This is a genomic window from Streptomyces sp. CA-251387 (genome assembly GCF_050936625.1).
In the GTDB taxonomy this organism is placed as follows: domain Bacteria; phylum Actinomycetota; class Actinomycetes; order Streptomycetales; family Streptomycetaceae; genus Streptomyces.
Genome location: NZ_JBNJMJ010000001.1, coordinates 5,164,229 through 5,190,799 on the forward strand (window position 1 = coordinate 5,164,229; position 26,571 = coordinate 5,190,799).

The following is a 26,571-nucleotide window of genomic DNA, read 5'->3' on the forward strand; positions in this document are numbered from 1 at the left end:
GACCCGCCGCCCACCGACACGGCCCGTCAGCCCGGATCGACCCCGCTCCGCCGTCCGGTACCGGTCCCCACGAGGGGAGGGACCGGTACCGGGCGCCGCGGTATCCGGCGTCGGCCGCCTCTCAGGGGCCTCGGTCCGGGTGGGGGCGCCCCGGCGTCAGCAGCCGCTGGGTTCCGGCTCCTGGAGGGTGATCGCCCCGGAGGGGCAGACGCCGATGGCCATCTGTGCGGCCGTGCGATGGGCGGTGGGCGGTTCGGCGTGCAGCAGGAGTACGCGGCCGTCGTCGGGATCCTGGTCGAAGACCTCGGGGGCGGTCAGGGCGCACATCCCGGCGCCGATGCAGCGCTCACGGTCGATGCTCAGGCGCGTCGTCCTCATGACGGCTCCTCGTCCCAGGTGACCGGGAGGCTCTTCACCCCGTAGATGTCCGCGGTCTCCGGGCGCAGGGCGACCTCTTCGGCCGGTACGGCCAGACGCAGCGTGGGGAAGCGGTCGATCAGCGCGCGGAACGCGACCCGCATCTCGACGCGGGCCAGCTGCTGTCCCAGGCACTGGTGGATGCCGTGGCTGAAGGCCAGGTGCCCGCTCACGTCCTGCCTGCGGAGGTCCAGGACGTGGGGGTCGGCGAAGCGCTCGGGGTCGCGGTTGGCGGTGTTGTACGACAGGACGACCGTCGTGCCGGCCTCGATGGTCCAGCCGCCCAGCTCGACGTCTTCCAACGCCGTCCTCATGAACGTCTTGGCGACGCTCAGATACCGCAGCAGTTCCTCCACGGCCCCGTCGGTGAGACCGGGATCGGCGCGCAGTGCGGCCAGTTGCGCCGGGTTCTGCAGCAGCGCGAAGGTGCCGAGGGCCAGCATGTTCGCCGTGGTGTCGAAACCGGCCGCCAGCAGGATCAGGCTGATCCCCTTCAGCTCCTCGTCGGTCAGATCGCTGTCGGTGAGTTCGCTGAGCACGTCGTCGGTGGGGTTCGCGCGCTTGGCGGCCACCAGCTCCGCGAGGTACTCCTGGGTCGCGGTGTAGGCGGCTATCAGCTCCTCGTCGCTTGTCGCCCCGCCCATGAACGTGTCGATCTGCTCCTGGAAGGAGCCCCGGTCCTCGTACGGCACCCCCAGCAGCTCGCAGATCACGATGGTGGGGATGGGCTTGGCGAACGCGGTCACCAGGTCCGTCGGCGGCCCGGCCTTCGCCATGGCGTCCAGGCAGTCGGCGGTGATCTGCTCGATGCGCTGGGTGAGCAGCCGCATCCGCCGCACGGTGAACTTGCCCACCAGCGGCTTCCGGTAGCGCCCGTGCTGTGGCTCGTCCATGAGGAGGAACTCGCCGGGCGGCGCCGGGGGAAGCTCGAAGTCGACGACGTTCATGAGCTCCTTGCGCGAGCTGAACCGCGGGTCCGCCAGGACCGACCTGACCAGGTCGTATCCGGTGATCAGCCAGCCGGGTTTGCCGCCGGGATGGGTGTAGCGGCTGATGGGGCCGTGCCGGCGGGCGTCCAGCAGCTCTGCCGGCGGGTCGAAGGGGCAGCCGGGCTGACGCGCGGTCGGCAGCGTCGTGACGGTGTGGAGGGATTCACTCATGACTCTTCCCCATCTCGCGATATGACGTGTTTAGCGCAAATCGAAAGCTACGTTGCGTTCAGAATGGAGTCAATCGACTAGAAGTCATATCGCCAGCTAGGGATACGGAAATTGATGCAATGACACTGCGTACGAATGCAACGCCGTGTTGCAATGAATGACGCTGGAGGCGCGACGGGAGTCCTGACGGGGCCGCCCCGGAGTCGGTCCTCAGCCGGTGTGGACGCGGGGGCGGCGGGCGCGGTCCGGTTCTGCCTCGCGGAGTACCTCGCGGGTGACCGGGGCGACCTCGCCCTGGCCGAAGAGGAAGAAGCGCAGGAAGTTGGCGAAGGGGTTGCCCTCGGTCCACTCGAAGTAGATGTGCGGGATGCAGCCGGTCGTGTCGCGGACGTGCAGGAGGAGGGCCGCCAGGGCGTTGGGGATGGAGGAGGACTCCAGGGTCAGGACGCGGTAGCGGTTGTGCATGACCTCGCCGCGGACCGTCAGGCCGGCCTCGAACTCGGAGGGGTCGGTGACCGTCACCTCGACGAAGACGAAGTCCTCCTGCTCCGTCAGGTCGTTGTCGTTGCGGATCTGCTCGATCTTGTCGCGGTACTCGGCCTTGTCCCGCCGGTCGGGCTCGTTGGCGATGAAGCGGATGCGGCGGTGGGACATGTCCCGCACGAAGCGCTCCGCCATGTCGTCCATCGTCACGCTGGTCACCCGCAGTTCGAAGGCACGGGCCAGCCGGGACAGCAGCGAGATCAGGATGATGCCCGCGATGAAGCAGGCGCCGATCTTCACACCGTCCGGGCGTTCGACGACGTTGGCGACGGTCGTGTAGAGGAACACCGCGGAGATGACCGCGAAGGCGATGAACCAGTTCCGCTGGTCGGCCTTGCGGGCGGCGATGGTGACGGCGATCGCGGCGGAGCTGATCAGGACCAGCACGCCGGTGGCGTACGCGCCGCCCTGCGCGTCGACGTCGGCGTCGAAGATCCAGGTGACCAGGAAGCCCACCAGGGTGAAGACGATGACCATCGGGCGCACGGCCCTGGCCCAGTGCGGGGCCATGCCGTAGCGCGGCAGATAGCGCGGCATCAGGTTGAGCAGGCCGGCCATGGCGGAGGCGCCGGCGAACCACAGGATGGCGATGGTCGAGACGTCGTAGATCGTCCCGAAGCCGTTGCCGAGGTAGTCGTGCGCCAGGTACGCGAGTGCACGGCCGTTGGCCGGGCCGCCCTCCTCGAAGTCCTTCTCCGGGATCAGCAGCGTGGTAATGAAGCTCGTCGTGACCAGGAAGGCGCTCATGATGACCGCCGCGGCGGTCAGCAGCTTCTTGGTGTCCCGGATGCGGCCCCTGGGGCTCGCTTCCGTGTCGCTGTCGTCGCCCTTGACGTGCGGCATCACCGCGACGCCCGTCTCGAAGCCGGACAGGCCGAGCGCGAGCTTGGGGAAGACGATCAGCGCCATGCCGATCATGACGAAGACGTTGCCGTGCTCGGTGGTCAGGGCGCTGGACCAGTCGGTGATCACATGGCCCTCGGTGATGACGTGCCACATACCGACGACGACCACCACGACGTTCAGCCCGAGATAGACGCCGACCAGGGCAACCGCGACGCCGATGGCCTCCAGGAAGCCCTTGAGGAAGACCGCGCCCAGCAGTGCGACCAGTATCAGGGTGATCAGCATCTGCTTGTCGTGCAGGGCGCTGTTCAGGTGCGGGTTCTCCACCAGGTGGGTGGAGGCGTCGGCGGCCGACAGGGTGATGGTGATCAGGAAGTCGGTGGCGGCGAAGCCGAGCAAGGTCAGGACGAACAGCTTGCCCTGCCAGAAGGAGAGCAGCCGCTCCAGCATGGCGATGGAGCCCTCGCCGTGCGGGCTCTCCTCGGCCACACGGCGATAGACCGGCAGGGCGCCGGCCAGGGTGACTATGACCAGGACGATGGTGGCGATGGGTGAGAGCAGCCCGGCGGCGAGCGCGGCGATGCCTGGCTGATAACCGAGGGTGGAGAAGTAGTCCACACCGGTCAGGCACATGACCCGGTACCACCGCTGGCCCTTGTGCGGGGGCTCCGGCTCGGCGTGCGGACCGGTGTGACCGCCCGCCTTGCCCATGTCGGACAGGCCCTCCAGCATCCAGGCGCGCAGACGGTGCGCTGGGCGTTCTGTGGTGACCATCGGCGTGCTCCTGGTGCGCGGACAGGCGAAAGGTTCCGGCCATCACGCGGACGGCGGCACCAGCGTAAGCAAGGAGTGACGCTCAGGCCCACGCGTGAAGCATGGTCACGCGTCAAGACTGCGTTAAGAGCCCGCTGTGTGCAGGCCGGCACCGCCACAAGGCGAACAGTCGCCGCAGTTCAGGGGTCGATTCGGTCCCGCGGCCGCCAGGAAGAGCTGCGCGGCCGCGGCCGGACACGGAGCGTCATGCCGTACGACTTGAGCGGCGCCGAGGTCCGTCAGACGTCCGACAGCCGGGCCTCCTCCAGGTCCAGCGACCGCTGGAGCCTGCGGCGGGTGGTGTCGCTGATGGCGTGGGTGTCGTAGAGGCGCTGGAGTTCGGTGGCCTCGACGGCGATCAGATCACGGCGGAGCTGGCGGTAGACCCGGTCGGCGGACTCGGTGGCCGTGCCGTCGGTGCCGTTGCTCCCGGCGAGGCGGTCACGGGCGTCGTCGAGGCGGGCGGTCAGGCCGCGGCGGATCCGGTCGAGGACGACGTCCGGTACGACCTCCAGTTCCGCGAGTTCCTCGAGACGGGCGAGGCCGGCGTGTGCGAGGTGCGAGCGGGCCTCGGCCTCCTCGCGCGCGGTGTGCGCGGGCTCCAGGGCGATGCCGGAGCGGCGGACGAGCGGCGAGAGGGTGAAGCCCTGCACGACGAGGGTGACGACCACGACCGAGGTGGTCAGGACCAGGACCAGCGGCCGGTCGGCGAGCGGCGTGCCGTCCTTCATGAGCTCCGGGAGGGACAGGGCGGCGGCCAGCGGCATCACCCCGCGGGTGCCCGCCCAGGTCAGCACCAGCGGCACCCGCCAGTTCACCCGCCCGATGTGCCAGCCACAGCAGGCGTACGGCGATGAGCGTGGCGGCGACCGCGAGGGCGTACAGCGGCCAGGCCCGGTCGGCGTCGGCCAGCGCCCGGACCTGGGCGGGCAGGGCCAGCCCGATCAGGCTGAACACCACGCTCTCCAGGAGGAAGACGACCGTGCCGTACACGGCGTGCAGCTGGAGTCGTGTGCGGGCGTTGGTGAGCCGGTCGCCGCGTCCGCCGAGGACCACGCCGGCCACCACACAGGACGTCACTCCGGAGGTGTGCGCGGCCTCTGCCAGCAGATAGGCGGCGTACGGGGTGACCAGGGCGATCACCGTCTCCAGGACCGGGTCCTCGGTACGCCGCCGGATCAGCGCGATCACTCCGGCCACCGCGGCCCCGATCACGGTGCCGCCGCCCGCGAGCACCAGGAACTCCCCTGCCGCCGCACCCCAGTTCGCGGCGGCGGAGGCCACGGCGATGCCCGCCGCCACCCGCACCAGCACCAGCACCAGCGAGGTCGCGTCGTTGAACAGGCTCTCCGCCTGCACCAGGACCTGGACCCTGGGCGGCAGGGCGAGGCGCCGGCCGAGCGCGGTGACCGCCACGGGATCGGTACTGGCCAGAACCGCCCCGAGCACGAACGCCATCTGCCAGGACAGGGGAGTGACGAGTGCCGCCACCGCACCGACAGCCGCCGCGGAGGCGAGCACCAGCCCGATGGCGAGGATCCCGACCGGCATCCACACCGCCCGCAGCTCCCGCCAGGGCATGTCCTCGGCGCTGGCGTACAGCAGCGGCGGCAGCACGACCAGGCCGATGATCTCGGGGCTGATCTCGATCGCGGCGCGCGAAGGTGGCGACCACCGTGGCGAGGACCACGAGGGCGAGAACCGTACCGACGCTGCGCATGCCGTCCCCCTGGGGGCTTTCGGAGAACCGCCATGGCTTCCGGCCGACCAGACTTCCCGGCACACCTGCCTTCACCCTATCGGGCCGGATCACGTCAAGGCGGATACGGCCCGGACGACTGGAGGTCTACCCCGGGGCGGCCCGTCAAGGTTCCATCAAGGTCGGCCGGTTGAGCGCGAAGAAGCCGCAACGAACAGTCGGACGCGGTCGGAAGCGGACAGAACCTGGGTGCACCCGCGCACACGTCGGCCCTCGTGCGCGGCCGAAGGAAGAAGGAGCACGCGCCCATGTCCGTCCTGACCACCGAGCCGGATGCCGTCCCCGCCGGCGAGGAGCCGCCTGATACCGGTGAACGGCACCGGCTGACCGCCGTCACCGGTCTGGCCGCGCTCTCGCTGGACGCCATGGCGTCGGTGGCGTACGGCCCCGAGGCGATCGTCCTCGTCCTGGCCGCCGCGGGCGCCCACGGGCTGGGCTTCACGATGCCGGTCACGCTGGCCATCGCCGCGTTGCTGGCGGTGCTGGTGGCGTCGTACCGGCAGGTCATCGCGGCCTTCCCGGACGGCGGCGGCTCCTACGCGGTCGCGAAGACCCACCTGGGGGCGCGCACGAGTCTGGTAGCGGCGGCCTCGCTGGTGCTGGACTACGTCCTCAACGTCGCCGTGGCCGTCACCGCGGGCGTGGCGGCGCTCACCTCCGCCTTCCCGGCCCTCTACGACGACCGGCTGTGGCTGTGCCTGGCGGTGCTCGCCCTGATCACGGGCGTCAACCTGCGCGGGATCGTGGAGTCCGCCAAGGCGTTCATCGTGCCGACGGTCGTCTTCGTCGGCTCGATCCTCGGTCTCATCGCCGTCGGCCTGTTCCGGTCCGAGCCGGTGAGTACGGCGACAGCGGCGGGCCACGCCTCCGTGCTCGCCGACAACGCCACCGGCGTGGGCGCGTTGCTGCTGCTGAAAGCCTTCGCCTCCGGCTGTGCCGCGCTGACGGGCGTGGAGGCCATCGCCAACGCCGTGCCGTCCTTCCGGGTCCCGCGGGTGAAGCGGGCCCAGCGCGCGGAGGTCGCACTCGGCGCCGTGCTCGGTGCGATGCTCATCGGGCTGTCGGTGCTGATCGGACGCTTCCACCTGCAGCCGGTCGAGGGCGTGACCGTCCTGGCCCAGCTGGCGGACGCCTCGCTGGGCCACAACGGGGCCTTCTACGTCATCCAGTTCGCCACGATGATCCTGCTGGCCCTGTCGGCCAACACCTCCTTCGGCGGCCTTCCGGTGCTGCTGAAGCTGCTCGCCCGGGACAACTACGCCCCGCACGTCTTCGCCCTGAAGGCCGACCGCCAGGTCCACCGGCACGGCGTCCTGGCACTGGCCGTCGTCTCGGCCGCGCTGCTGGTCTTCTCCGGCGGCGACACCAACACACTCGTCCCGCTGTTCGCGATCGGTGTCTTCGTCGGCTTCACCATCGCCCAGGTCGGCATGGTCCGGCACTGGCGCCTCGAGCGGGGGCCGGGTCGGCACGGGAAGGCGCTGCTCAACGGCTTCGGCGCACTGCTCACCGGCGTCGCGACCGTCGTTGTCACGGTGAGCAAGTTCGAGGAGGGCGCCTGGCTCGTCGTCGTCGCCCTGCCCCTGCTGGTGCTCGGCTTCGGGACCGTGCACCGCGCCTACACCCGTATCGGCGAGCGGCTCGGCCTCGGCCGGATACCCGAAACCCCGCACCGTGACCGCTCGGTCGTGATCGTCCCCGTCTCGTCGCTGTCCCGTCTGACCTCCGAGGCCCTGACCGCCGCCGCCTCCCTCGGCGACGAGGTCCGCGCGGTCACCGTGTGCTACCCGGACGTCGAGGACCGGGCCGCGCTGTACGCCCTGGAGCTGGCCTGGGCGGAATGGAACCCGGGGGTGCCGTTGGTCCGGCTGCCCTCCGCGCGCCGCACCCTGGGCCGCCCGATCGCCGCGTATGTCCGTGAGGTGGCCGCCGACGAGCCGGGCACGCGCGTCACCGTGCTGATCCCGGAGGCCGAGCCGGAGCGGCTGTGGCAGCGGCTGCTCCAGAACCAGCGGGGCGCGGTCGTCGCGCACGCCGTGCGGCGGGAGACGGACGCGGTGATCTGCCGGCTCCGCTTCCGGCTGGCGTAAGAGTTCCGTCAAGGCCGTGGGCGCCGCCGTCAGGGAGCCGTCAACGGACGACCTGTTCCGGCCGGAGAGGCGCTTTCCTCTAATCGTCCGTTTTCACCGAACCTCACTCCAGGAGTTCGCGATGGCCGATCTGGCCTTCGTCCTCACCACGATCGCGGGTTTCGCGGTGGTGGCTCTCGTCGCCAAGGGGGTGACGAAGCTGTGACCGTCGAGAACGTCGTCGGCCTGGTCGTGGCCGTCGCCCTGCTGGGCTATCTCGTCCTCGCCCTGATCTTCCCGGAGAGGTTCTGAGAGCACACATGGGTCCCGTACTGGCCGGCGTGCTCCAACTGCTCGCCCTCATAGGCGCTCTGGCGCTCGCCTACCTCCCCCTCGGCAACCACATGGCCAAGGCCTACTCCTCGAAGAAGCACCTGCGCGTCGAGAAGTGGATCTACAAGGGCATCGGCGCGAACCCCGACACCGAGATGACCTGGCCCGCGTACCTGCGCGGCATCCTCGCCTTCTCGGCCGCCGGCGTCCTCTTCCTCTACCTGCTGCAACGGCTCCAGGGTGTACTGCCCGGCTCGCTCGGCTTCTCCTCGATCGACCCGGACCAGGCGTTCAACACGGCCGTGTCCTTCGTGACCAACACCAACTGGCAGTCGTACTACGGCGAACAGGCCATGGGCCACGTCGTGCAGACCGCCGGGCTGGCCGTGCAGAACTTCGTCTCCGCGGCGGTCGGCATGGCCGTCGCGGTGGCGCTGGTGCGCGGGTTCGTGCGCTCCCGCACCGGTGAACTCGGCAACTTCTGGGCCGACTTGGTGCGGGGTGTCGTACGCGTCCTGGTGCCGCTGGCCGCGATCGCCGCGGTCGTGCTGGTCGCCTGCGGGGTGATCCAGAACTTCTCCGGGATCCACGAGGTCGGCCAGTTCATGGGCGGGCAGCAGCAGTGGAACGGCGGTGCGGTCGCCTCGCAGGAGGCCATCAAGGAGCTCGGCACCAACGGTGGCGGCTACTTCAACGCCAACAGCGCCCACCCCTTCGAGAACCCCACCCCGTTCACGAACCTCTTCGAGATCTTCCTGATCCTGGTCATCCCCTTCGCGCTGACCCGCACCTTCGGCCTCATGGTCGGCAGCGTGAAGCAGGGCTACGCGATCCTCGCGACGATGGGCACCATCTGGCTGGGCTTCGTCGCCCTGATGATGTGGACCGAGTTCGCCCACCACGGCCCGGCGTTCGAGATCGCCGGCGGGGCGTACGAGGGTAAGGAGGTCCGCTTCGGCGTCGGCGCCTCGTCGATCTTCGCGACGTCGACCACGCTCACCTCGACCGGCGCGGTGGACTCCTTCCACTCCTCCTTCACCGGCCTCGGCGGCGGCATCACCCTGCTCGGCATGATGCTGGGCGAGATCGCGCCGGGCGGTGTCGGCTCCGGTCTCTACGGCATGCTGATCATGGCGGTCATCGCGGTGTTCATCGCCGGGTTGATGGTCGGCCGTACGCCCGAGTACCTGGGCAAGAAGATCAGCACCCGCGAGATCAAGCTGGCGGCCTGCTACATCCTCGTCACTCCGGCGCTCGTCCTGGTGTTCACCGCCGCGGCGATGGCGCTGCCGACGCCGGCGCACTCGATGACCAACTCCGGCGCGCACGGATTCTCCGAGATCCTCTACGCCTACACCTCCGCCTCCAACAACAACGGCTCGGCCTTCGCCGGTCTGAACGCGGACACCCAGTGGTTCAACACCACGCTGGGCCTGTGCATGCTGCTCGGCCGCTTCGTGCCGATGGTGTTCGTGCTGGCGCTGGCCGGTTCGCTCGCCGGGCAGAAGCCGGTCCCGGCCACCGCGGGCACCCTGCGCACCGAAAAGCCGCTGTTCACCGGTCTGCTGGTGGGCGCGATCCTGATCATCACCGGTCTGACGTACTTCCCCGCCCTCGCACTGGGCCCGCTCGCCGAAGGGCTGGCGTGATGACCACCCGTACCGAGAAGTCAGAGGACTCCATGTCCACAGCCACTCCCACCCGGGCGCCGCACAGCGACGTACCCACCGGGCACAAGCCCGCCGAGGGCCGTGTCGGTGCGGGGCTCTTCGACCCCAAGCAGCTGGTCAAGTCGCTGCCGGACGCCTTCCGCAAGCTCGACCCGCGCGTGATGGTCAAGTCGCCCGTGATGTTCGTCGTGTGGATCGGCTCCGTCCTGACCACCGTGTTCTCGTTCAAGGACCCGGGCGACTGGTTCGGCTGGGTGATCAGCGCGTGGCTGTGGCTGACCGTGGTCTTCGCCAACCTGGCGGAGGCGGTCGCCGAGGGCCGCGGCAAGGCCCAGGCCGACACGCTGCGCAAGGCCAAGACCGACACCGTCGCGCGCCGGCTGCTCAGCGACGGCTCGGAAGAGCGGGTCGCGGGCACCGAGTTGAGGATCGGCGACCTCGTGGTCTGCGAGGCCGGTGACGTCATCCCCGGTGACGGTGACGTCGTCGAGGGCGTCGCGTCCGTCGACGAGTCGGCGATCACCGGTGAGTCGGCGCCGGTCATCCGTGAGTCCGGCGGTGACCGGAGCGCCGTGACCGGCGGCACGAAGGTCCTCTCCGACCGCATCGTCATCAAGATCACGACGAAGCCCGGCGAGACCTTCATCGACCGGATGATCAACCTGGTCGAGGGCGCCGCCCGGCAGAAGACGCCGAACGAGATCGCCCTGAACATCCTGCTCGCCTCGCTGACGATCGTGTTCCTGCTGGCGGTGGCCACACTGCCACCGATCGCGGACTACTCGGGCACACACCTGACGATGGTCGTGCTGGTGGCGCTGCTGGTCTGCCTGATCCCGACGACGATCGGCGCACTGCTGTCGGCGATCGGCATCGCGGGCATGGACCGCCTGGTCCAGCGCAACGTACTCGCCATGTCCGGCAGGGCGGTCGAGGCCGCCGGTGACGTCTCCACGCTGCTGCTCGACAAGACCGGCACCATCACCCTCGGCAACCGCCAGGCCGCCGAGTTCGTCCCGGTGCACGGCACGACGGAGGCCGAGGTGGCCGACGCCGCCCAGCTGTCCTCGCTCGCCGACGAGACGCCCGAGGGCCGGTCCATCGTCGTACTGGCCAAGGAGAAGTACGGCCTGCGGGAACGACACCACGGGGAGCTGGCGCACGCCGAGTGGATCGCCTTCACCGCCCAGACCCGCATGTCGGGCGTGGACGTGGACGGCCGCAAGGTCCGCAAGGGCGCGGCCGGTTCGGTCATCGCCTGGGTGAAGGAACAAGGGGGCGACGTCGCCGACGACGCCGACCGGATCGCCAACCGCATCTCCGAGGCCGGCGGCACCCCGCTGCTGGTCGCGGTGGCCGACGCGCAGGGCGCCCGGGTCCTCGGCGTGATCCACCTCAAGGACGTCGTGAAGGACGGCATGCGGGAGCGGTTCGAGGAACTGCGCCGCATGGGCATCAAGACCGTCATGATCACGGGCGACAACCCGCTGACGGCGAAGGCGATCGCGGAGGAGGCCGGCGTCGACGACTTCCTCGCGGAGGCGACTCCCGAGGACAAGATGGCCCTGATCAAGCGGGAGCAGGCCGGCGGCAAGCTGGTCGCGATGACCGGTGACGGTACGAACGACGCCCCGGCGCTGGCGCAGGCGGATGTCGGCGTGGCGATGAACACCGGTACGTCGGCCGCCAAGGAGGCCGGCAACATGGTCGACCTCGACTCCAACCCGACCAAGCTCATCGAGATCGTCGAGATCGGCAAGCAACTCCTCATCACCCGGGGCGCGTTGACGACGTTCTCCATCGCCAACGACGTCGCGAAGTACTTCGCGATCATCCCGGCGCTGTTCGCGGCCGTCTACCCGGGCCTGGACAAGCTCAACATCATGGGCCTGTCCTCGCCGGACTCCGCGATCCTGTCCGCGGTCGTCTTCAACGCGCTGATCATCATCGCGCTCGTACCGCTCTCCCTGAAGGGCGTGCAGTACCGGCCGGTCAGCGCCGACAAGATGCTGCGCCGCAACCTCACCGTCTACGGCCTCGGCGGCCTGATCGCGCCCTTCATCGGCATCAAGCTCATCGACCTGCTCATCTCCCTCATCCCCGGGATCGGCTGAGGCCATGAACAACTCCGTCATGAACACCGCCCGGTTGCTCGGAGCGGGCCTGCGCGCCCTCCTCGTACTGACCCTCGTGACCGGCGTCATCTACCCACTGATCGTCACCGGCATCGCACAAGGGCTGTTCCACAACAAGGCGAACGGCTCCGAGGCCAAGGCGGACGGCAAGGTCGTCGGCTCGTCCCTGATCGGCCAACAGGGCTACAGCCTGGACTACTTCCAGCCGCGCCCCGCCGACGGCCTCGGCGAGAACTCCGTCAACACCCAGTACAAGCTGATCCTCTCCGGTGCCACGAACCGCTCCGCCGACAACCCCGAACTCATCAAGTCGGTGAAGGAGGCGCAGGCGAAGGTCATCAAGGACAACTTCGTGCCCGGCTATACGGTGCAGCCCTCCCAGGTCCCCGCCGACGCGGTCACGTCGTCCGGCTCCGGTCTCGACCCGGACATCTCCCCCCGGTACGCCGAGATCCAGGTCCACCGGGTCGCCGAGCGCAACGGTCTGTCCGTCGCCCAGGTGGAGAAGCTGGTCAAGGACCACACCGAGAGCCGCACCCTCGGCTTCATGGGCGAGCCGCGGGTGAACGTCCTCGAGCTGAACATCGCGCTCAAGGAACTCGTGGCGAAGAGCTGAAGAGCCGATGGCGTCACGGACCCACAGGGGAGTCGGCGGGACCGGGAGGCATCCCGGACCGCCGGCTCCCGCCGCCATGAAGACAGGAGAGGCACACCCCATGACCCGGGTGCTCGTGGTGGAGGACGACCCGCAGCTCGTACGGGCCCTCGTCATCAACTTGCAGGTACGCCAGTACGGCGTGGACGCCGCCCCCGACGGGACCACGGCGCTGCGGCTCGCTGCCGCTCGGCAGCCCGATGTGGTGCTGCTGGATCTCGGCCTGCCCGACATGGACGGCGTCGACGTCATCAAGGGCCTTCGCGGCTGGACCCGCGTACCGATCCTGGTCCTGTCCGCCCGGCAGGCGTCCGACGAGAAGGTGGCCGCGCTGGACGCCGGCGCCGACGACTACATCACCAAGCCGTTCAGCATGAACGAGCTGCTGGCCCGCCTGCGCGCCGCCGTCCGACGTACCGAGGACACCGCGCTCACCCCCGAGACGACGATGGTCGAGACGGAGGACTTCGGCATCGACCTGCTCGCCAAGAAGGTTCTCCGCAACGGTCGGGACGTGCGGCTGACCCCGACCGAGTGGCACCTGCTGGAGATCCTGGTGACCAGCCCGGGCCGGCTGATCACGCAGAAACACCTCCTGCAGGAGGTGTGGGGCGTCTCGCACAGCAACAAGACCAACTACCTGCGCGTCTACATGGCCCAGCTGCGCCGCAAGCTGGAGCAGGACCCCTCCCGCCCCCGCTACCTGATCACCGAGCCCGGCATGGGCTACCGCTTCGAAGCCTGACCGAGGGACGACATGGCACGCGGCAAGCTCCGGATCTACCTGGGCGCGGCACCCGGCGTCGGCAAGACCTACGCCATGCTGTCGGAGGCACACCGCCGTATCGAGCGGGGCACCGACTGTGTGGTCGCCTTCGTGGAACACCACCACCGCCCGCGCACGGAGGTGATGCTGCACGGCCTGGAACAGGTGCCGCGCAAGGAGATCGAGTACCGGGACACCGTCTTCACCGAGATGGACGTGGACGCCGTCCTGCGACGCGCCCCTGCCGTCGCCCTGGTCGACGAGCTGGCCCACACCAACGTGCCCGGCTCCCGCAACACCAAGCGCTGGGAGGACGTCGAGGAGCTGCTCGCCGCGGGCATCGACGTCATCTCCACCGTCAACATCCAGCACCTGGAGTCCCTGGGCGACGTGGTCGAGTCGATCACCGGGGTGCGGCAACGCGAAACCGTCCCCGACGAGGTCGTACGGCGCGCCGACCAGATCGAGCTGGTCGACATGTCACCGGAGGCGCTGCGCCGCCGTATGGCCCACGGTAACATCTACAAGCCGGACAAGGTCGACGCGGCCCTCTCCAACTACTTCCGCCCCGGGAACCTGACCGCCCTGCGCGAACTGGCACTGCTGTGGGTCGCCGACCGGGTCGACGCCTACCTGACCGAGTACCGCAGCGAGCACCAGGTCTCGGCCATTTGGGGCTCGCGCGAGCGGATCGTCGTCGGCCTGACCGGCGGACCCGAGGGACGCACTCTGGTACGGCGCGCCGCGCGGCTCGCCGAGAAGGGCGCCGGCGGCGAGGTCCTGGCCGTCTACATCTCCCGCAGCGACGGCCTCACCGCCGCCTCCCCGAAGGAACTGGCCGTCCAACGCACCCTGGTCGAGGACCTCGGCGGCACCTTCCACCAGGTCGTCGGCGACGACATCCCGGCCGCCCTGCTCGACTTCGCCCGGGGCGTGAACGCCACCCAGATCGTGCTGGGCGTCTCCCGGCGCAGGAGCTGACAGTACGTTTTCGGACCGGGAGTCGGCGCAACGGTCGCCCGCGAGTCGGGCCCCGACCTCGACGTCCACCTCATCACGCACGACGAGGCGGGCAAGGGCCGCGGCCTGCCGGTGGCGCGCGGCGCACGCCTCGGACGGTCCCGGGTCAGCTGGGGCTGGGCCGTGGGCGTACTCGGCCCCGCACTCCTGACCTGGCTCCTCACCAGTGCCACTGCGGACGTCGGTCTCGCCAACGACATGCTGCTGTTCCTGACCCTGACGGTGGCGGCGGCCCTGCTGGGCGGTCTCTTCCCGGCGCTGGCCTCCGCGGTGGTGGGCTCCCGGCATGTTCTCCTCGCCGGTGATCAGGCCGTCGACCGCGGAGAACTGCCCGGTGACACCGATCGCGGCACGTACGGCCTGCGGGTCGGTGGCGAGGTCGTGGCCCGCGACGTGGGCCCTGACCGCCGTCGGCGGAGATGAGGGTGGACAGGATCTTCACGGCGGTGGTCTTGCCGGCACCGTTCGGGCCGAGCAGGGAGAAGATCGTTCCTTCCGGGACGGCCAGGTCGATGCCGTCGAGGACGGTCTTGTCGCCGTACGACTTGCGCAGACCGACGGCGGAGATGGCGGCGGGCGACGGGGGACCGCCACCTGCCTGGACGTGGGCATGACAGACGAGGCCATGGGGCCCTCCGTTGAAGGCTGAAGTGGGTGGGGAATGGGGCCGGTTGAGGAGATGAGGAGATGAGGCGAGGTGTGGAGGCGCGGAGGCGCGGAGGTGCCGCTCAGGCCCGGGCGCGGCGGATGTCGATGTTGCCGTACTTGGTCCGGGCGCGGACCTTGACGGTGTCCTCGGTCTGCTCCGGGGTCTCGGACGCGGTGAGCGTGTTGCGGACCTGCCCGGAGGTCGAGCTGACGTCGAGCCAGGCGGCCGTACCCTCGCGGATGCCGACGTCGATGGCGCCGTAGTTGGTCTCCTACTGGACGGTGCCGCGCCACTTCGTCCACGCGCAGGGTGCCGTGGGCGGTGGTGGCGGTGACCGAGTCCTCGGCGCGCCGGATCTGGATGTCGCCGTTGGCGCCGCTCACCCGCAGCTCGCCGGTCGCGGCTCCGACGGTGGTGGTGCCGTGCGAGTTCTTCAGGACGGCGGGGCCGTCGACGGTGCCGACGCGCAGGCTGCCGGAGCTGGTGGTGATCTCGGCCCTGCCCTCGACACGGTCGACGGTGATCGAGCCGTGGGAGGCAGTCAGCTGCAGCGGGCCGGTCGTGTCGAACGGGCGTCACCGGACGAGGTCTTCACGCGGACCTCGCCGAGCCGGCCCTCACCGAGCACCTGGGCCCAGGCGCCGGTCATGTCGATGCGTGAGCCTGTGGGCAGTTCGACCGTGACGTCGACGGTGCCGGTGCGGCCGAACAGATTGGCCTTGGGCGTCCTGACGGTCAGGAGGCCGCTCGCGTAACCGACCTCGGTCTGCTCGGCCGTCCGCGCGTCCAGGTCCTTTTTCTCCCCGCTCCCATTCGAGGTCGTCGCACCCCAGGTGATCGCGGAGAACCCGCCGCGGCCCGGCATCGAGCAAATGCCACGCGCTCACGAGATCCAGAGAAGGATCAGCCGGCCCGAAGCCGCCGACATCAAGAATCCCCGCCAGCCGGCCGGCGGACACGAGCACGTTGCCAGGAATCAGGTCACCGTGTGTCATCACGTCATCCGCGGCACCGCGCGGCAGTTCGCGCAGCGTTGCCCAGAGGTGGCGAAGCCGGGGAACATCCAGGAGCTGCTCGGGTCAGTGGTGTTGGATCGCATCCCGGTCCGTGGCCGCAACGCCCAAGGCCGGGCCGACGCCTGCTGGCTGCCCATTGCCAGAGGACTCACCCCGCATGGCCTGCGGCACTCCCACCGCCCGCATATGGAGGACTCGGCACCGAGAAGGTGCTGATGGACGAGCGCATGGGCCACATCGACGGCTCGGTCTCGGCAGTGGGAAGCAGCGCTCGACGCCCGTCGCAACCTGCACCCGCGCTCGCCGGTCGCCGGTCGCCGTACTCGATCGGCTACTGCGCGCTCGAAGCAGATCCGCCCTGTGATCCAGACCGCGGCCATCGCCATGGATGGGCTTTGGCACGCCACCGCCTCCGAGACGGTAGTCACGCAGACAGACACACAGACGAAACAGATCAGGCACCCCCTCACGTGAGGGAGTGCCTGATCTGCTGTTTCTCTGTCGGGGTGGCGGGATTTGAACCCACGACCTCTTCGTCCCGAACGCGATTAGCCCCCTCGCGACCTTGCATTGGTGCCACCGACCTGCCCTGTTCGCTACCGGGACTGTCCATGACCGTCCGGGAGGGTCTCGACGGGGCTGCACCGTTTGGCCCCCTGTTTGGCCCCCTGGATTCGCCCGACGCGGGAGATGTGTTCCGTGGGTGACAGCAGCCTGAGCTCTGCTGTTCCTCAACTCACGTTCGCGGATGAGTACCTGCGCCGACAGCAAGGCGCCGTCTCTGAGCAGCGGAAGGGGCTGTCGTCGGCTGTCGTCGTCGGCTGCGCTCGGGCGGCCCACAGGCGGCAGGCCCGCCAGTGGAGTGGGCTTGACGGCACGGAGGCGGCTCAGCAGCTTCGGGAGTCTCCTCAAACGGGACTCGCAGCCCGTGGCCGACTGCGAGCATGTAGGCATGTCGTCTCCCTCGCCGCACACCGCTATGGCCCGGGCCAGTTACCTCTTCGAGGACTGCAAATTAGAGCGTAGGCATATTGAGCGCATTTGGGCCGTAATGTGCGAAGGGTTCCCATCTTCTGCTGGCCGGGTCATGGGGACGCGGCGAGGAATCCTCGTGGAAATCTACGCGGCGACACTAGATGATCTGGTCCAGGGGTTAAGCGAGTCAAATGAGCCTGGTGATCCAGAAGTTGTAGATAACCTCTGGCTAAGCATAACGACATCCCGAGATGACACACCCGACGACGAATTCCCGAAAAGTATTCGCGTAGAAATTTCCCCTAAAGGTCTAACTTTATCAATCTCCGGGGATCCCGCTTGGGCCCGTTCCAAGGTTGAGCATCTAAAATCTTTGATTCAGGACACGCACGGGAAGCGTCGGCTTTGGCTCCTCAGCCCTGAACTGACGGGCGTCATGTTCGCGGGGACATCATGGCTCGCATACGTGCTTATATTGACAGCCGCTGGTGTCGATCTGTCAGCTAAAGCCGCTACGTCCCCGTGGTCTTTCGTGCCCCTTGGCGTATGCCCCACGTTCGCGTACTTTATTGGCTTCATCGTGGGCACGCGTGTTGTACGGCGCCACCAGACCACCCTTTGGATCTCGGAAAGCCCGCCACCACCGCAGGCTCCCTCAATGTCCAATTTCGAGAGAATCACCATTGTGATCTCCATTGCGTCGCTTCTTGCGGCGATAATATTCGGCTATCTCGGATACGATAAAGACAAGCATGAGGCCGATAAGAAGGATAAATCGTTTCCGAGCCTCACGGTGCGATAGTGGGCTTCCTTAACTCGGCTGCCTAGCAGAAGTGCCAGTGCAGACTAGGTCCGCATGCCGCCATGCATCGATGCGGCGTTGTCTGAATATGCAGATAACGCGCGCGCGGACCTTTCTCGCTAACCTGTGTTTGGGGCTCAGCGAGGCATGAATCCGGGCTTCTGCTCAGCGAGCGAGTGAAGCCGCGCGAGGTAGTCCTGTGCTGCCGGTTCGGAGCTGTACCGGTTCCTCATCTCGGCAGCGAGTTCTCGGCTGGTCATGATGAGCGATGGCACCGACTGCCGGTCCCCTTCGAGGGCGCGTTCGCCCATCACCAGTGCCTGTTCCAAGTCGCCCTCACGTGCCGCTGTGACGCCCAACGTGACGCGAGCTTCGGCGTTGCGCATCGGCGAGCGCTCGGTGCCATCGAAGTCCGTTCCTGCCCTCAGCACCTCTTCGGCGAGCGTGCGCGCGAGCTTGTCCTCACCGACCAGGCGGTAGCAGTCCATCGCGTAGAAGTCGAACTTGGCAGGGTCCACTACGAAGTGGTTGTCCAGGTTCTCGGGGTAAGGCATCCCTTCGAGCAACCGCCGCCCCTTGTCCAAGGCAACCTCGACTTGCCGGCGGTCCCCAATCCGAGCCCACGCCTTGGCCTCTTGGGCTGCGAGCTGCACGGCCACGCCGTGGTGCTGTGCCGTCTCGGCTCCGGCCTGCGCGGCTGCGATGACGCCGCGGTAGTCGCCGGTCGTCAGGGCGAACCACGCCCGCATCTCGTGCGCCCACCCGGCGACCTCCGCATGGTCCGCCTCGGTCGCTAGCGATAGGGCCGCCTGTCGCGTCGACTCAGCCGCGTGGCGTGCGCCCGTGTCGTACTCGACACAACCGACCAGTAGTGCGAGCCAACCAGACAGCGCGAGCACCTCGCGGTGCTGCGCGAGCGTGAGGCTCTTCGTGTGAAGCTCGACAACACGACGGAGCCACTGCCGCCCCTCGATGAGGAGCTGTTCGCTCGGCATGAACGGGTACTCCGAGGCGAGCCGGTCCGCCGTGATCCGCAGGGCGTCCAGCGTGGCATTGTCGACGTCGGACCGGTTGAGGCGGCTCACGATCTCCAGCGTCTCCATGCCGGACGCTGCAAGGATCTCCTTGTCCCCGTCCCGTCGTGAAGGCGCCGGGAAGAGCGCGTGCGTCACGGTGCCGAACAGGGCCGCGATGATCGGTTGGTAGAAGTCGTTCGGCATCTGGCCTGACTCCCAGCGCTTCCACTGGCGAATCATGCTGTCCTCTGCGGGCAGCTCCGTGGGAGCGTGCGCCCGCAGTGCCCTCACTGCCTGACGCTGCGACCAGTCGCGCGCCAACCGTTCGGCAGCGATGCGCCGCGCCCATGCGGGCCTGTCATCGGTCATGTGCCCTCCTCCGAGTGCCTACTCCGAGTCTCACCCGCGAGCCAGGGGGACAGGGAAGGGGACACAGGGGTGTCACTGGACATGTCCCCACCTCCGCTTCGTCGTCCCCTGGCTGTCACTTACGACACAACTCCCGTTCCACGCATGCTGGTTGCAGATCACGCACCACCCGGGGCGGAACGCTCTTCGAGCGCTGCGACCCGTTCAGTCAACGCCTGAATCTGGGAGCGGATTTCCTTGATGTCGTCGCGCACGTCGCTGCTGGGGGAAGCCCCGTCGCTGACGAAGTTGCCGAGGTTCCCGGCCGACACGATCAGTCCTTCGGCCCGGAGTGCGGCCAAGCCGTTCTGGATGGTCTGGCTCGCGAATCCGAACCGGTCGATCAACTCGCGCTGTGACGGGAGCTTGTCCCCCGGCTTCATCTTCTTGATGTCCTCGCGAAGTGCGTCCGCGACCTGTACCGCTTTCGGCTTCGGCCCTCCTGTGACAGTCATGCTCTGAGCGTACCCACCACAGCGAACTAGCGCGCATCACCCCACGGGGGTTGTGCACCACAGCAGACTAGTGCAAGCTAGTCAATGAGTGGCCTCCCGGAAACTTCGGGATGGCAACCCGCTTGACCTGCACGAATGGCTCGGGACTGCCCGTATGGCTGCCGCTCGCGGCGGCCGGAAGGCGGCTTCTGCCGCGCGCCGCGGGCCCCGCGCTGATCGCACCTTGAGAACTCCACAGTGGACCGAGGATCTACCGCCTGTCCTCAGCTCCAAGAAGGCGGCCCGCGCGGAGAAAGACCCGCGCACCTGATCTCGCGAGCGGGCCCGACCTGGCGTTCATGCCGTCGGCCCCGCTCGCTCCAGTGCTGCCCCGATGGTCGTAGGCGGGTTCGACTCCCGCCGGGGCGCTATCCCCTGCCGCAACTTGCGGCTCGGGGGCTTCCGGAGCGGTCGCCGTCTCACCAACACGCCTGCATCGCTCCGGCTCCCTGTCCCTCCACTTCAGGAGTCTTGCCATGCATACGTACATTGGCCGCCAACAGGCCATCTCTGCTGAGGACTTCGCGGAACTGGCGCTCGGCACCCCGGTTGAGCTGTGGCTCGGGGTGGAGGGCGAGACGGACGAAGAGCGCGCGGCCCGCCTGGACGCGGCGCGAGACATCCTCGCTGACAACCCGAACCTTCCCGATGACCTGGTCCGCATGGCCGCGCAGGTCATCGAGGAGAACCCGGACCTGTTCGACGTCATCCCGCTCACCCGCCCCGCCCGCGGCCGTCGCCCGGCACGCAAGGGGGCAGCGGCATGACCACCACGCCCCCGACCCCCGAGGCGCCGCTGTCCGGGGTGCCGCCGCTGACCCGCCCGGAAATGGGGCTCGCCGGAGTGGGCGCGCTTGCCGCGGCGGGAGTCGGCGCGCTCGGTCTGATCGCCTCCTTCGACGCCGTATCGGCCGCCGCGCTCCGCTGGGGTTTTGGTGAGCCGTGGATGTTGCCGGTCGGTATCGACGTGGCCATCCCGGTGTTCACCGTGGCCAACCTGCTGCTGATCCGCATGGATATGGCGCTCGCGTGGGTGCGGTTCGTGCCCTGGGTGCTCACCCTGGTCACCTGCGGGCTGAACGTCGCCGCCGGACACGGTGTGTGGGCGAAGGTGGCGCACGGCACGATGCCGTTGCTGTGGGTGGTGTTCTCCGAGATCGGCGCGCACATCTACGCCGTCCGCATCGGCGCCGCCACCGGCCGCCGCATGGAGAAGATCCGCTGGTCGCGGTGGCTGCTGGCGCCGCTGTCAACGTTCGCGCTGTGGCGGCGCATGACGCTGTGGGAGGTCACCTCCTACAGCCTGGCGCTCGCCTGCGAGCGCGAACGGCTGCTGGCCCGTGCGGACCTGCACGAGCGTTACGGCTGGACGTGGCGCTGGAAGACCCCGCGGCGCGAGCGCGTGAAGCTGCGCATGGGCGAACTCGCCCGTGCAACCGAGCAGGAGACGCCCGCTGAGGCCGCGGTGGAGCATCCGCCGGCACTCGCGGCTGAGCCCAAGCCGCGCCCGCCGCGCCGGACCCCCGCCAAGGGCAAAGCGCAGCGCACCTTCGAGGAAGCGCTGACCGAGGCGCGCAAGGTCACCGTGGACTGGACGGACGCGGAGCTGACCGCGGACCGTCTGCGCACCACGCTGCACGTCTCGCAGGCCAACGCCCGCAAGCTGCGCGACACCCTGAAGGGCGAGCGCGCTGAGGGCCGCCCGCTGCACGTGGTGGAGGCACCAGAGGGCGAGGAGTCCGAGGCTGAGGCAGCCTGATGCCCGCGGCATTCGGCAAGTGCTTCGACCCCACCGGCAGCCAGTACGGCATCCCCACCTACCCGTGGCGCTACGCCCCCGACGGGCTCGCCACACGCCGTCAGCTCCGCGCCCGCGGCTTACGTCCCGGCGGTCAGCCGATCGCAGCTCAACTGCTGCGTCCGCGCCGCCGACGCGCGCCGCTAACTGCCTACCTGTACCGCATCGACCGCGCCAAGCCCGTGCGGCCGATGACGCCCGGCAAGCGGGCCGCACTCGCCAAGGCCATGCGCGCGCGCCGCACATGCCCGGCCTGCCGAACCGACGCGGGATACGTCATCCCCGGCTCGCTCGGCATGTGCGTTCCCTGCGCCTACCCCGACACCCCGAGGAGGGGCTGACTATGCTCAAGCCCAACACCCGCCGCCTGGACCGCGAGATCCAGCAGACACGGCGCAAGCTCGAAGCGGCTGGCAAAGAGGAGCTGTGGCCGCTGACCGGCCGCGAACGCCGTCAGGTCGTGGCTGCCCTGGCGGGCGGCTCCTACAAGATCGCCCGTGGCAAGAGCCCCGGCCGCGCGGAACGGAAGCTGGAGACCCTGTGGCAGTCGGTGCTGAACCGGCTCACCACGGAGCTGACCGCCTTGGAGACGGAGCGGCAGCGGGTCCTGAACGAGGCCGCCACCGCCAAGGCCGCCAAGAAGTCCTCGGGGTGGTGGTGACCATGGCCCGGATGGACACGCCGCCCGGCCAGTGCCCGCAGTGCTGGCAGCACGCTCACGATCGGCGCGCACATCGCCACCTCAAGCCTCGTGAGGACTGCCCGCAGTGCGTGGACCACATGATCAACGGCCACCCCTACATCGTGCCCAAGGCGAAGTCCCGCTGGCGGTGACGAGGAGGAGTTCAGGCATGGGCCTGAAGTGGATCACCCGTCTGTTCCGTGGCTCGGGTGGCTCGCTGGGGCAGCCGCTGCCTGCCGACTCAGCGTGGGTCGTGTGCCTGTCGGGCCGCAGGTTCGGCGTTCACGGCGTGGTCCCGGCGTCCCGCGCCCGCTTCGAGATCAGCCGACGCCGGGCATGGGGACACGACGTCCGCGCCTATCCGACCACCGGTCGCGACGGCACCCCGTTGACGGTCATCTACACCCGCGTCGCCTACGTCGACGACCCGGGCCTTGAAGCCCTGGTCACGGTCTTCGAGTTCCCCGCGGGCAGCGCACTCCCGCCCGGCATGTAAGCCCACGGGCCCGGCCGCTCACCTCCTACAGCGTCGGCCGGGCCCGCCCTCCCTCACACCCGAAAGTGGAAGGACTCTCAGTGAAGCACCCCGACGACGCCAACGAACTGTTCAACCGACTCGAAGCAGAGATGAACGCCGACTCCGGGGGCGAGGTAGTCGACCTCGACAAGGCGCGGTTGGCCCGCGCGGAGTCGGCCGACCCGACCATCCGACCCGACGCCGACCCGTCGGCCGACTCCGCTCCGGAGCGGTCGGGTAGGGAGTCGGGCGACCCGACGGCGCGCGCGATGGTCGACCAGTCGGCTCCGACCGCGACCGGTCCGGGCTACCTGGGTCGGCTCGCTGGCGCGCGGCGCCGCGCGGTTGTTCCGGTGTGGCTCAAGTCCGTGGCGGAGCTCAAGACCGCGTCGGCGTGGGTGGCCCGCCACTACGCCCACTCGCTCGGCTATCACGCGCTGCGTGCCCCGGTCTACGTCGCCCGGCTCACCCTGCAAGCCCCGACCGGCGCCGCCCGCTTCATCGGGGGCACGATGCGGTGGGTGGCCGACCGCGAGGGCGAGCCGGTCCGACTCGCCGCCGTGCGGCGCGAGGACGCGGCCGAGTACCTGAAGCTCTCACGGCAGCGCGACGGCCGCGTCCGACTGCGCACCCTCGTGACCGTGCTCGCGATGTTCATCGGGCTCGGCGCCGCACTCGCCATTTACGTGCTCGCCCCCGACTGGCTTCAGGCATTGTCGGTTGGCGCGGTCGTGCTGGCGCTCGGGTACGCCGGCCGCAGGGCCGATGACCCGGTCATCCACCGTGCGGTGGAACTGCCCACGGCGGTCAAGCTCACCTCGGACATCGTGCTGCGGGCGCTCGGCTCGCTCGGCATCCCGGCCATCAACCAGGCGCAGGCCAAGGGTCGGGACGGGTTCGAGTTCACCGCCCCGATCACCCGCGACGGGCCCGGCTGGCGTGCGGAGGGCAACCTCCCGTACGGCGTGACGGTCACGGACATCATCGAGCGGCGGGAGCGGCTCGCGTCCGGCCTGCGCCGCCCGCTGGGCTGCGTGTGGCCGGAGGCGGTGGCCGATGAGCACACCGGACGCCTCGTGCTGTGGGTGGGCGATCAGGACATGAACAAGGCCAAGCAGCCCGCGTGGTCGCTGGCCAAGTCCGGTCTGGTCGACCTGTTCAAGCCGGTCGACTTCTCTACCGATCAGCGGGGCCGCTGGGTGGGCCTGACGTTCATGTACATCGCGGCGATCATCGGCGCGATCCCGCGCATGGGCAAGACGTTCTTGCTGCGCCTGTTCGCGCTGATCGCAGCCTTGGATCCGCGCGCTGAGCTGCACACCTACGACCTGAAGGGCACCGGCGACCTGGATCCGGTCGGCGAGCACGTCTCCTACCGGCACCGCGCCGGGGAGGAAGACGAGGACATCGAGTACGCCATCGCCGACATGCGCGAGGTACGCGGCGAACTGCGCCGCCGCGCCAAGGTGATCCGCTCGCTGCCGCGGGACATTTGCCCCGAGTCCAAGGTGACCAGCGAACTCGCCTCCAAGCCGAGCCTGGGACTGCACCCCATCGTCATCACCGTGGACGAATGCCAGGTGTGGTTCGAGCACGACAAGTACGGCAAGGAGTTCGAGGAAATCTGCACCGACCTGGTCAAGCGGGGCCCGGCCACCGGGATCGTGCTCATGCTGGCCACTCAGCGCCCCGACGCCAAGTCGCTGCCCACCGGCATCAGCGCGAACGCGGGCGTGCGGCTGTGCATGAAGGTCATGGGCCAGACGGAGAACGACATGGTGCTCGGCACGTCCTCCTACAAGCGCGGCGTGCGCGCCACCATGTTCTCCTGGGCCGACAAGGGCATTGCCTACTTCGTCGGCGACGGCTCCGATGCCCGGATCATCCGCAGCGTCTACGTCGACGCACCCACCGCCGAACGGATCGCGCTGCGGGCCCGCAAGGCACGCGAGGAAGCCGGGACCCTGTCCGGCTACGCCCTCGGTCAGGAGCCGGAACCTGCTGCGGGCAGCGGATACGACCTGCTCGCCGACATCCTCGCAGTCGTCCCGGCCGATGAGCCCAAGGTGTGGTCCGAGACCGTCGTCGCCCGGCTCGCTGACCTGCGCGGCGAGGTCTACGACGGATGGGACCCCGAAGGGCTCGCCGCGGCCCTGAAGCCCCATGGCGTGTCCACCATCCAGGTGGGCCGCCGGGTCAACGGCAAGGTCGTCAACCGGCGCGGCATCGACCGCTCCCATATCGTCACGGCCATTGCGGAGCGTGACGGAAATCGGGACGCGGGCTGAGGCTCCGGGGCCGCTAGCGCTAGCGGCACACCCCGCTAACGTTAGCGGCCCCGCTAGCGCCCCGAACCCGCTCTGATCAGGCCGCTAGCGGATAGCGGCCCACCTGCGGAAACCCCAGAAAACCGCCTGGAAGGGCCTCCATGAGCCTTGCCCTGCTCGCTATCACCCTGCTCGTCGGCGTCACGCTGTGTTACGTCGCTGTGTGCGCCGCCTCGCCGTTCGGCGACTGCCGCAAGTGCCACGGCTGGGGCTTCGCGTTCAAGACCGACCGCAAGGGCCGCATGAAGCGCGGCAAGGACTGCCGCCGCTGCAAGGCCACCGGCAAGCGCGTACGCGTCGGCCGCTGGCTCTACAACCGCTGGGCCCGCATCTACCGCGCGGGCACCGACACCCCGCGCCCGGAAGGCTCCCGATGATTCTGAACATTTCCGCCGTGCTGCTGTTCGGTGCCGCGTCCGCCCTCGCCGTCAAGACCCGGTCCGCCGGGGGCGGCGCCGCCGTCGTGCTGTTCCTGTTCGGGTTCTTCACCGCTGGGACCGGCGCGTACGAGCCCATCCACAACCTCGTGCAGGCGTCCGCTGACGCCCTCTCCGCGCTCGGCAACTGACAGGACAGGAGGAGTACTCGTGAACGACTCCACCACCGCCCGGCACTGGCTCGCTGCTGCCGCGCCCAAGGCAACGCCCGCCATCGCCACCACGACCGTGCTCGCACTCGCCCGGATCTGGAACGCCAACGGCGCCGAACACTCCGTCGGCAACGCTGTGCTGATGGCTGCCTTGTCCCTCGGAGCCGCCGCCGCGGGCGTGGTCGCGGGCAACGCCACCGGGGACTCCGTGCTCGTCGGGACCGCGTTCGCCGCCTCCGGCGCCCTCGCCTTCGCCGGGGTAGCCGGATACTCCGACGGACTCTCCCTGCCCCTGCTGCTGTGGTCGCTCGCCACCGCGGGCGCCTACGGGCTCGCCGCCCGCTACTGGCGCACCGACCGCCGCGAGACGGTCGCGTACGAGCGGCAGACGAGCGAGCGGCGCGAGGAGTACGCCCACATCGAGCGCGTCGAAACCCTCCGCTCCACCACACAGATCGAGGTGGCCCGTACCGGCGCCGCCTACGCCGAACAGCTCGCGCAGGCACTCGTCACCCGCGCCACGCTGCCCGGCTTCGACCCCACCGCCCTGGAACGCGCAGGACTGCCTGCCCTCCCCGCCGTCGACACCAGCAAGGAGCACTGACCCATGCTCGAAATCCGCGTCATCTGCGACCCCGCCGACACCGACCGCGTCACCGACGCCCTGTCGCAGGCCTTCACCGTCGGCCCCGTACGCCAGTACCCCACCCGCGGCGGCAAGCGGCTGCGCCTGTACGTCACGGCCGACCACCACAGCAACACCGGACCGTGGCCCGCGCCGGAGGAGGCGTACGCGCTCGCCCCGAGCGTCCTCAGCGAAGTCGGGTGGACTGCTGAGCAGGAGGCCAACACGCCGTTCGGCACCCGGCTGCCGCGTGACTTCTGGCTCCGCAAGGCGGCCGTCCTGGACCGCATCGCCCTGCAGGACGTCGGCGACGACGCGGCCGAGGCAGCGAACGAGGCAGCCGAGCGCCTGATGAGCCTGGACGACGCGGGCGTCATCTGCGACCCGCGGCGCTACGTCCGCCAGCAGTACGCCCACTGGATCAACCACCAGTAGGTACGCCCGAGGCGGGCGCCGTCTCACCACAAGCCTGCGCCCGCCCCGGTTC

General features: G+C 69.2%; 25 protein-coding genes and 5 pseudogenes. 20 read left to right on the forward strand and 10 right to left on the reverse strand.

Features of this window, described 5'->3' with window-relative positions; all coding sequences use genetic code 11:
• Positions 1–156 precede the first annotated feature (156 nt).
• The 5 genes and pseudogenes from ACQEV2_RS23075 to ACQEV2_RS23095 all read right to left on the reverse strand — a co-directional run.
• Positions 157–378 carry a ferredoxin gene (locus ACQEV2_RS23075; RefSeq protein ID WP_433044618.1) on the reverse strand — a complete coding sequence of 74 codons (222 nt, stop codon included), beginning with the start codon at positions 376–378 and terminating at the stop codon, positions 157–159.
• Positions 375–1,577: a cytochrome P450 gene (locus ACQEV2_RS23080; RefSeq protein ID WP_433044621.1), complete on the reverse strand. Its 1,203-nt coding sequence runs from the start codon at positions 1,575–1,577 to the stop codon at positions 375–377. Before ACQEV2_RS23080 ends, ACQEV2_RS23075 begins: the two co-directional genes overlap by 4 nt.
• A 210-nt stretch (positions 1,578–1,787) precedes the next feature.
• Complete coding sequence (locus ACQEV2_RS23085; protein WP_433044624.1) at positions 1,788–3,740, reverse strand: amino acid transporter; 1,953 nt, start codon at positions 3,738–3,740, stop codon at positions 1,788–1,790.
• Between the two features lie 278 nt (positions 3,741–4,018).
• Positions 4,019–4,597, reverse strand: coding sequence for a cation:proton antiporter domain-containing protein (locus ACQEV2_RS23090; protein ID WP_433044627.1), 579 nt, complete (start codon positions 4,595–4,597; stop codon positions 4,019–4,021).
• Positions 4,598–4,673: 76 nt separating this feature from the next.
• Positions 4,674–5,564 (reverse strand): annotated as a pseudogene (locus ACQEV2_RS23095) (cation:proton antiporter); the annotation flags it as partial.
• A gap of 222 nt (positions 5,565–5,786) precedes the next feature.
• Here ACQEV2_RS23095 and ACQEV2_RS23100 point away from each other — a divergent pair.
• The 8 genes and pseudogenes from ACQEV2_RS23100 to ACQEV2_RS23135 form a co-directional block, all read left to right on the forward strand.
• Complete coding sequence (locus ACQEV2_RS23100) at positions 5,787–7,628, forward strand: APC family permease (protein ID WP_433044631.1); 1,842 nt, start codon at positions 5,787–5,789, stop codon at positions 7,626–7,628.
• A gap of 16 nt (positions 7,629–7,644) precedes the next feature.
• Positions 7,645–7,833: a hypothetical protein gene (locus tag ACQEV2_RS23105; RefSeq protein ID WP_433044634.1), complete on the forward strand. Its 189-nt coding sequence runs from the start codon at positions 7,645–7,647 to the stop codon at positions 7,831–7,833.
• Positions 7,830–7,919, forward strand: coding sequence for a K(+)-transporting ATPase subunit F (kdpF, locus tag ACQEV2_RS23110; protein WP_037770757.1), 90 nt, complete (start codon positions 7,830–7,832; stop codon positions 7,917–7,919). The genes ACQEV2_RS23105 and kdpF overlap by 4 nt, the downstream gene beginning before the upstream one ends.
• An 8-nt stretch (positions 7,920–7,927) precedes the next feature.
• A complete protein-coding gene (gene kdpA, locus ACQEV2_RS23115) occupies positions 7,928–9,589 on the forward strand; it encodes a potassium-transporting ATPase subunit KdpA (protein WP_433044638.1) in 1,662 nt (553 codons plus the stop codon).
• Positions 9,589–11,724: a potassium-transporting ATPase subunit KdpB gene (gene kdpB, locus ACQEV2_RS23120; RefSeq protein ID WP_433044641.1), complete on the forward strand. Its 2,136-nt coding sequence runs from the start codon at positions 9,589–9,591 to the stop codon at positions 11,722–11,724. The genes kdpA and kdpB overlap by 1 nt, the downstream gene beginning before the upstream one ends.
• Positions 11,725–11,728: 4 nt before the next feature.
• Positions 11,729–12,361, forward strand: a complete 633-nt coding sequence (locus ACQEV2_RS23125) for a potassium-transporting ATPase subunit C (protein ID WP_433044644.1) — start codon at positions 11,729–11,731, stop codon at positions 12,359–12,361.
• Between the two features lie 100 nt (positions 12,362–12,461).
• The gene (locus ACQEV2_RS23130) at positions 12,462–13,145 is read left to right on the forward strand and encodes a response regulator (protein WP_433044647.1); all 684 of its coding nucleotides are present in this window, start codon (positions 12,462–12,464) and stop codon (positions 13,143–13,145) included.
• A gap of 12 nt (positions 13,146–13,157) precedes the next feature.
• Positions 13,158–14,468, forward strand: a pseudogene (locus ACQEV2_RS23135) (universal stress protein); the annotation flags it as partial.
• A 3-nt stretch (positions 14,469–14,471) separates the two neighbouring features.
• Here ACQEV2_RS23135 and ACQEV2_RS23140 read toward each other — a convergent pair.
• From ACQEV2_RS23140 to ACQEV2_RS23150, 3 pseudogenes are all read right to left on the reverse strand, one after another.
• Positions 14,472–14,813 (reverse strand): annotated as a pseudogene (locus ACQEV2_RS23140) (ATP-binding cassette domain-containing protein); the annotation flags it as partial.
• 101 nt (positions 14,814–14,914) lie between these two features.
• A pseudogene (locus ACQEV2_RS23145) lies at positions 14,915–15,634 on the reverse strand (DUF4097 family beta strand repeat-containing protein); the annotation flags it as partial.
• A pseudogene (locus ACQEV2_RS23150) lies at positions 15,633–15,911 on the reverse strand (phosphotransferase); the annotation flags it as partial. The pseudogenes ACQEV2_RS23150 and ACQEV2_RS23145, both read right to left, overlap by 2 nt.
• 1,051 nt (positions 15,912–16,962) lie before the next feature.
• Between ACQEV2_RS23150 and ACQEV2_RS23155 the strand changes: the two are divergent.
• A complete protein-coding gene (locus tag ACQEV2_RS23155; protein WP_433044650.1) occupies positions 16,963–17,628 on the forward strand; it encodes a hypothetical protein in 666 nt (221 codons plus the stop codon).
• A gap of 137 nt (positions 17,629–17,765) precedes the next feature.
• On the opposite strand, the gene ACQEV2_RS23160 is transcribed toward ACQEV2_RS23155, so the two are convergent.
• Both ACQEV2_RS23160 and ACQEV2_RS23165 read right to left on the reverse strand, forming a co-directional pair.
• Positions 17,766–19,013, reverse strand: coding sequence for an XRE family transcriptional regulator (locus ACQEV2_RS23160; RefSeq protein WP_433044653.1), 1,248 nt, complete (start codon positions 19,011–19,013; stop codon positions 17,766–17,768).
• Between the two features lie 158 nt (positions 19,014–19,171).
• Positions 19,172–19,507 carry a GntR family transcriptional regulator gene (locus ACQEV2_RS23165; protein WP_433044656.1) on the reverse strand — a complete coding sequence of 112 codons (336 nt, stop codon included), beginning with the start codon at positions 19,505–19,507 and terminating at the stop codon, positions 19,172–19,174.
• Positions 19,508–20,022: 515 nt separating this feature from the next.
• On the opposite strand from ACQEV2_RS23165, the gene ACQEV2_RS23170 reads away from it, so the two are divergent.
• The 11 genes from ACQEV2_RS23170 to ACQEV2_RS23220 all read left to right on the forward strand — a co-directional run bounded on the left by ACQEV2_RS23170 (position 20,023) and on the right by ACQEV2_RS23220 (position 26,519).
• Positions 20,023–20,313, forward strand: a complete 291-nt coding sequence (locus ACQEV2_RS23170; protein WP_433044659.1) for a hypothetical protein — start codon at positions 20,023–20,025, stop codon at positions 20,311–20,313.
• Positions 20,310–21,305, forward strand: coding sequence for a DUF2637 domain-containing protein (locus tag ACQEV2_RS23175; protein WP_433044662.1), 996 nt, complete (start codon positions 20,310–20,312; stop codon positions 21,303–21,305). The genes ACQEV2_RS23170 and ACQEV2_RS23175 overlap by 4 nt, the downstream gene beginning before the upstream one ends.
• Positions 21,305–21,685, forward strand: coding sequence for an RRQRL motif-containing zinc-binding protein (locus ACQEV2_RS23180; RefSeq protein WP_433044665.1), 381 nt, complete (start codon positions 21,305–21,307; stop codon positions 21,683–21,685). The genes ACQEV2_RS23175 and ACQEV2_RS23180 overlap by 1 nt, the downstream gene beginning before the upstream one ends.
• 2 nt (positions 21,686–21,687) lie before the next feature.
• Positions 21,688–22,005: a hypothetical protein gene (locus ACQEV2_RS23185; protein WP_433044668.1), complete on the forward strand. Its 318-nt coding sequence runs from the start codon at positions 21,688–21,690 to the stop codon at positions 22,003–22,005.
• Positions 22,006–22,007: 2 nt separating this feature from the next.
• Positions 22,008–22,178, forward strand: a complete 171-nt coding sequence (locus ACQEV2_RS23190; protein WP_433044671.1) for a pRL2-8 — start codon at positions 22,008–22,010, stop codon at positions 22,176–22,178.
• Positions 22,179–22,195: 17 nt separating this feature from the next.
• Positions 22,196–22,522 (forward strand): hypothetical protein, encoded by a 327-nt coding sequence (locus ACQEV2_RS23195; RefSeq protein ID WP_433044674.1) that lies wholly within the window; start codon positions 22,196–22,198, stop codon positions 22,520–22,522.
• 80 nt (positions 22,523–22,602) lie between these two features.
• On the forward strand, positions 22,603–24,831 hold the full coding sequence (locus tag ACQEV2_RS23200) for a cell division protein FtsK (protein ID WP_433044677.1): 2,229 nt from the start codon (positions 22,603–22,605) through the stop codon (positions 24,829–24,831).
• Between the two features lie 140 nt (positions 24,832–24,971).
• Complete coding sequence (locus ACQEV2_RS23205; protein WP_433044680.1) at positions 24,972–25,247, forward strand: hypothetical protein; 276 nt, start codon at positions 24,972–24,974, stop codon at positions 25,245–25,247.
• Positions 25,244–25,438 carry a hypothetical protein gene (locus ACQEV2_RS23210; protein ID WP_433044683.1) on the forward strand — a complete coding sequence of 65 codons (195 nt, stop codon included), beginning with the start codon at positions 25,244–25,246 and terminating at the stop codon, positions 25,436–25,438. Before ACQEV2_RS23205 ends, ACQEV2_RS23210 begins: the two co-directional genes overlap by 4 nt.
• A 19-nt stretch (positions 25,439–25,457) precedes the next feature.
• Positions 25,458–26,063, forward strand: a complete 606-nt coding sequence (locus ACQEV2_RS23215) for a hypothetical protein (RefSeq protein WP_433044687.1) — start codon at positions 25,458–25,460, stop codon at positions 26,061–26,063.
• A gap of 3 nt (positions 26,064–26,066) precedes the next feature.
• The gene (locus ACQEV2_RS23220) at positions 26,067–26,519 is read left to right on the forward strand and encodes a hypothetical protein (protein WP_433044690.1); all 453 of its coding nucleotides are present in this window, start codon (positions 26,067–26,069) and stop codon (positions 26,517–26,519) included.
• The last annotated feature ends 52 nt before the right edge of the window (positions 26,520–26,571 follow it).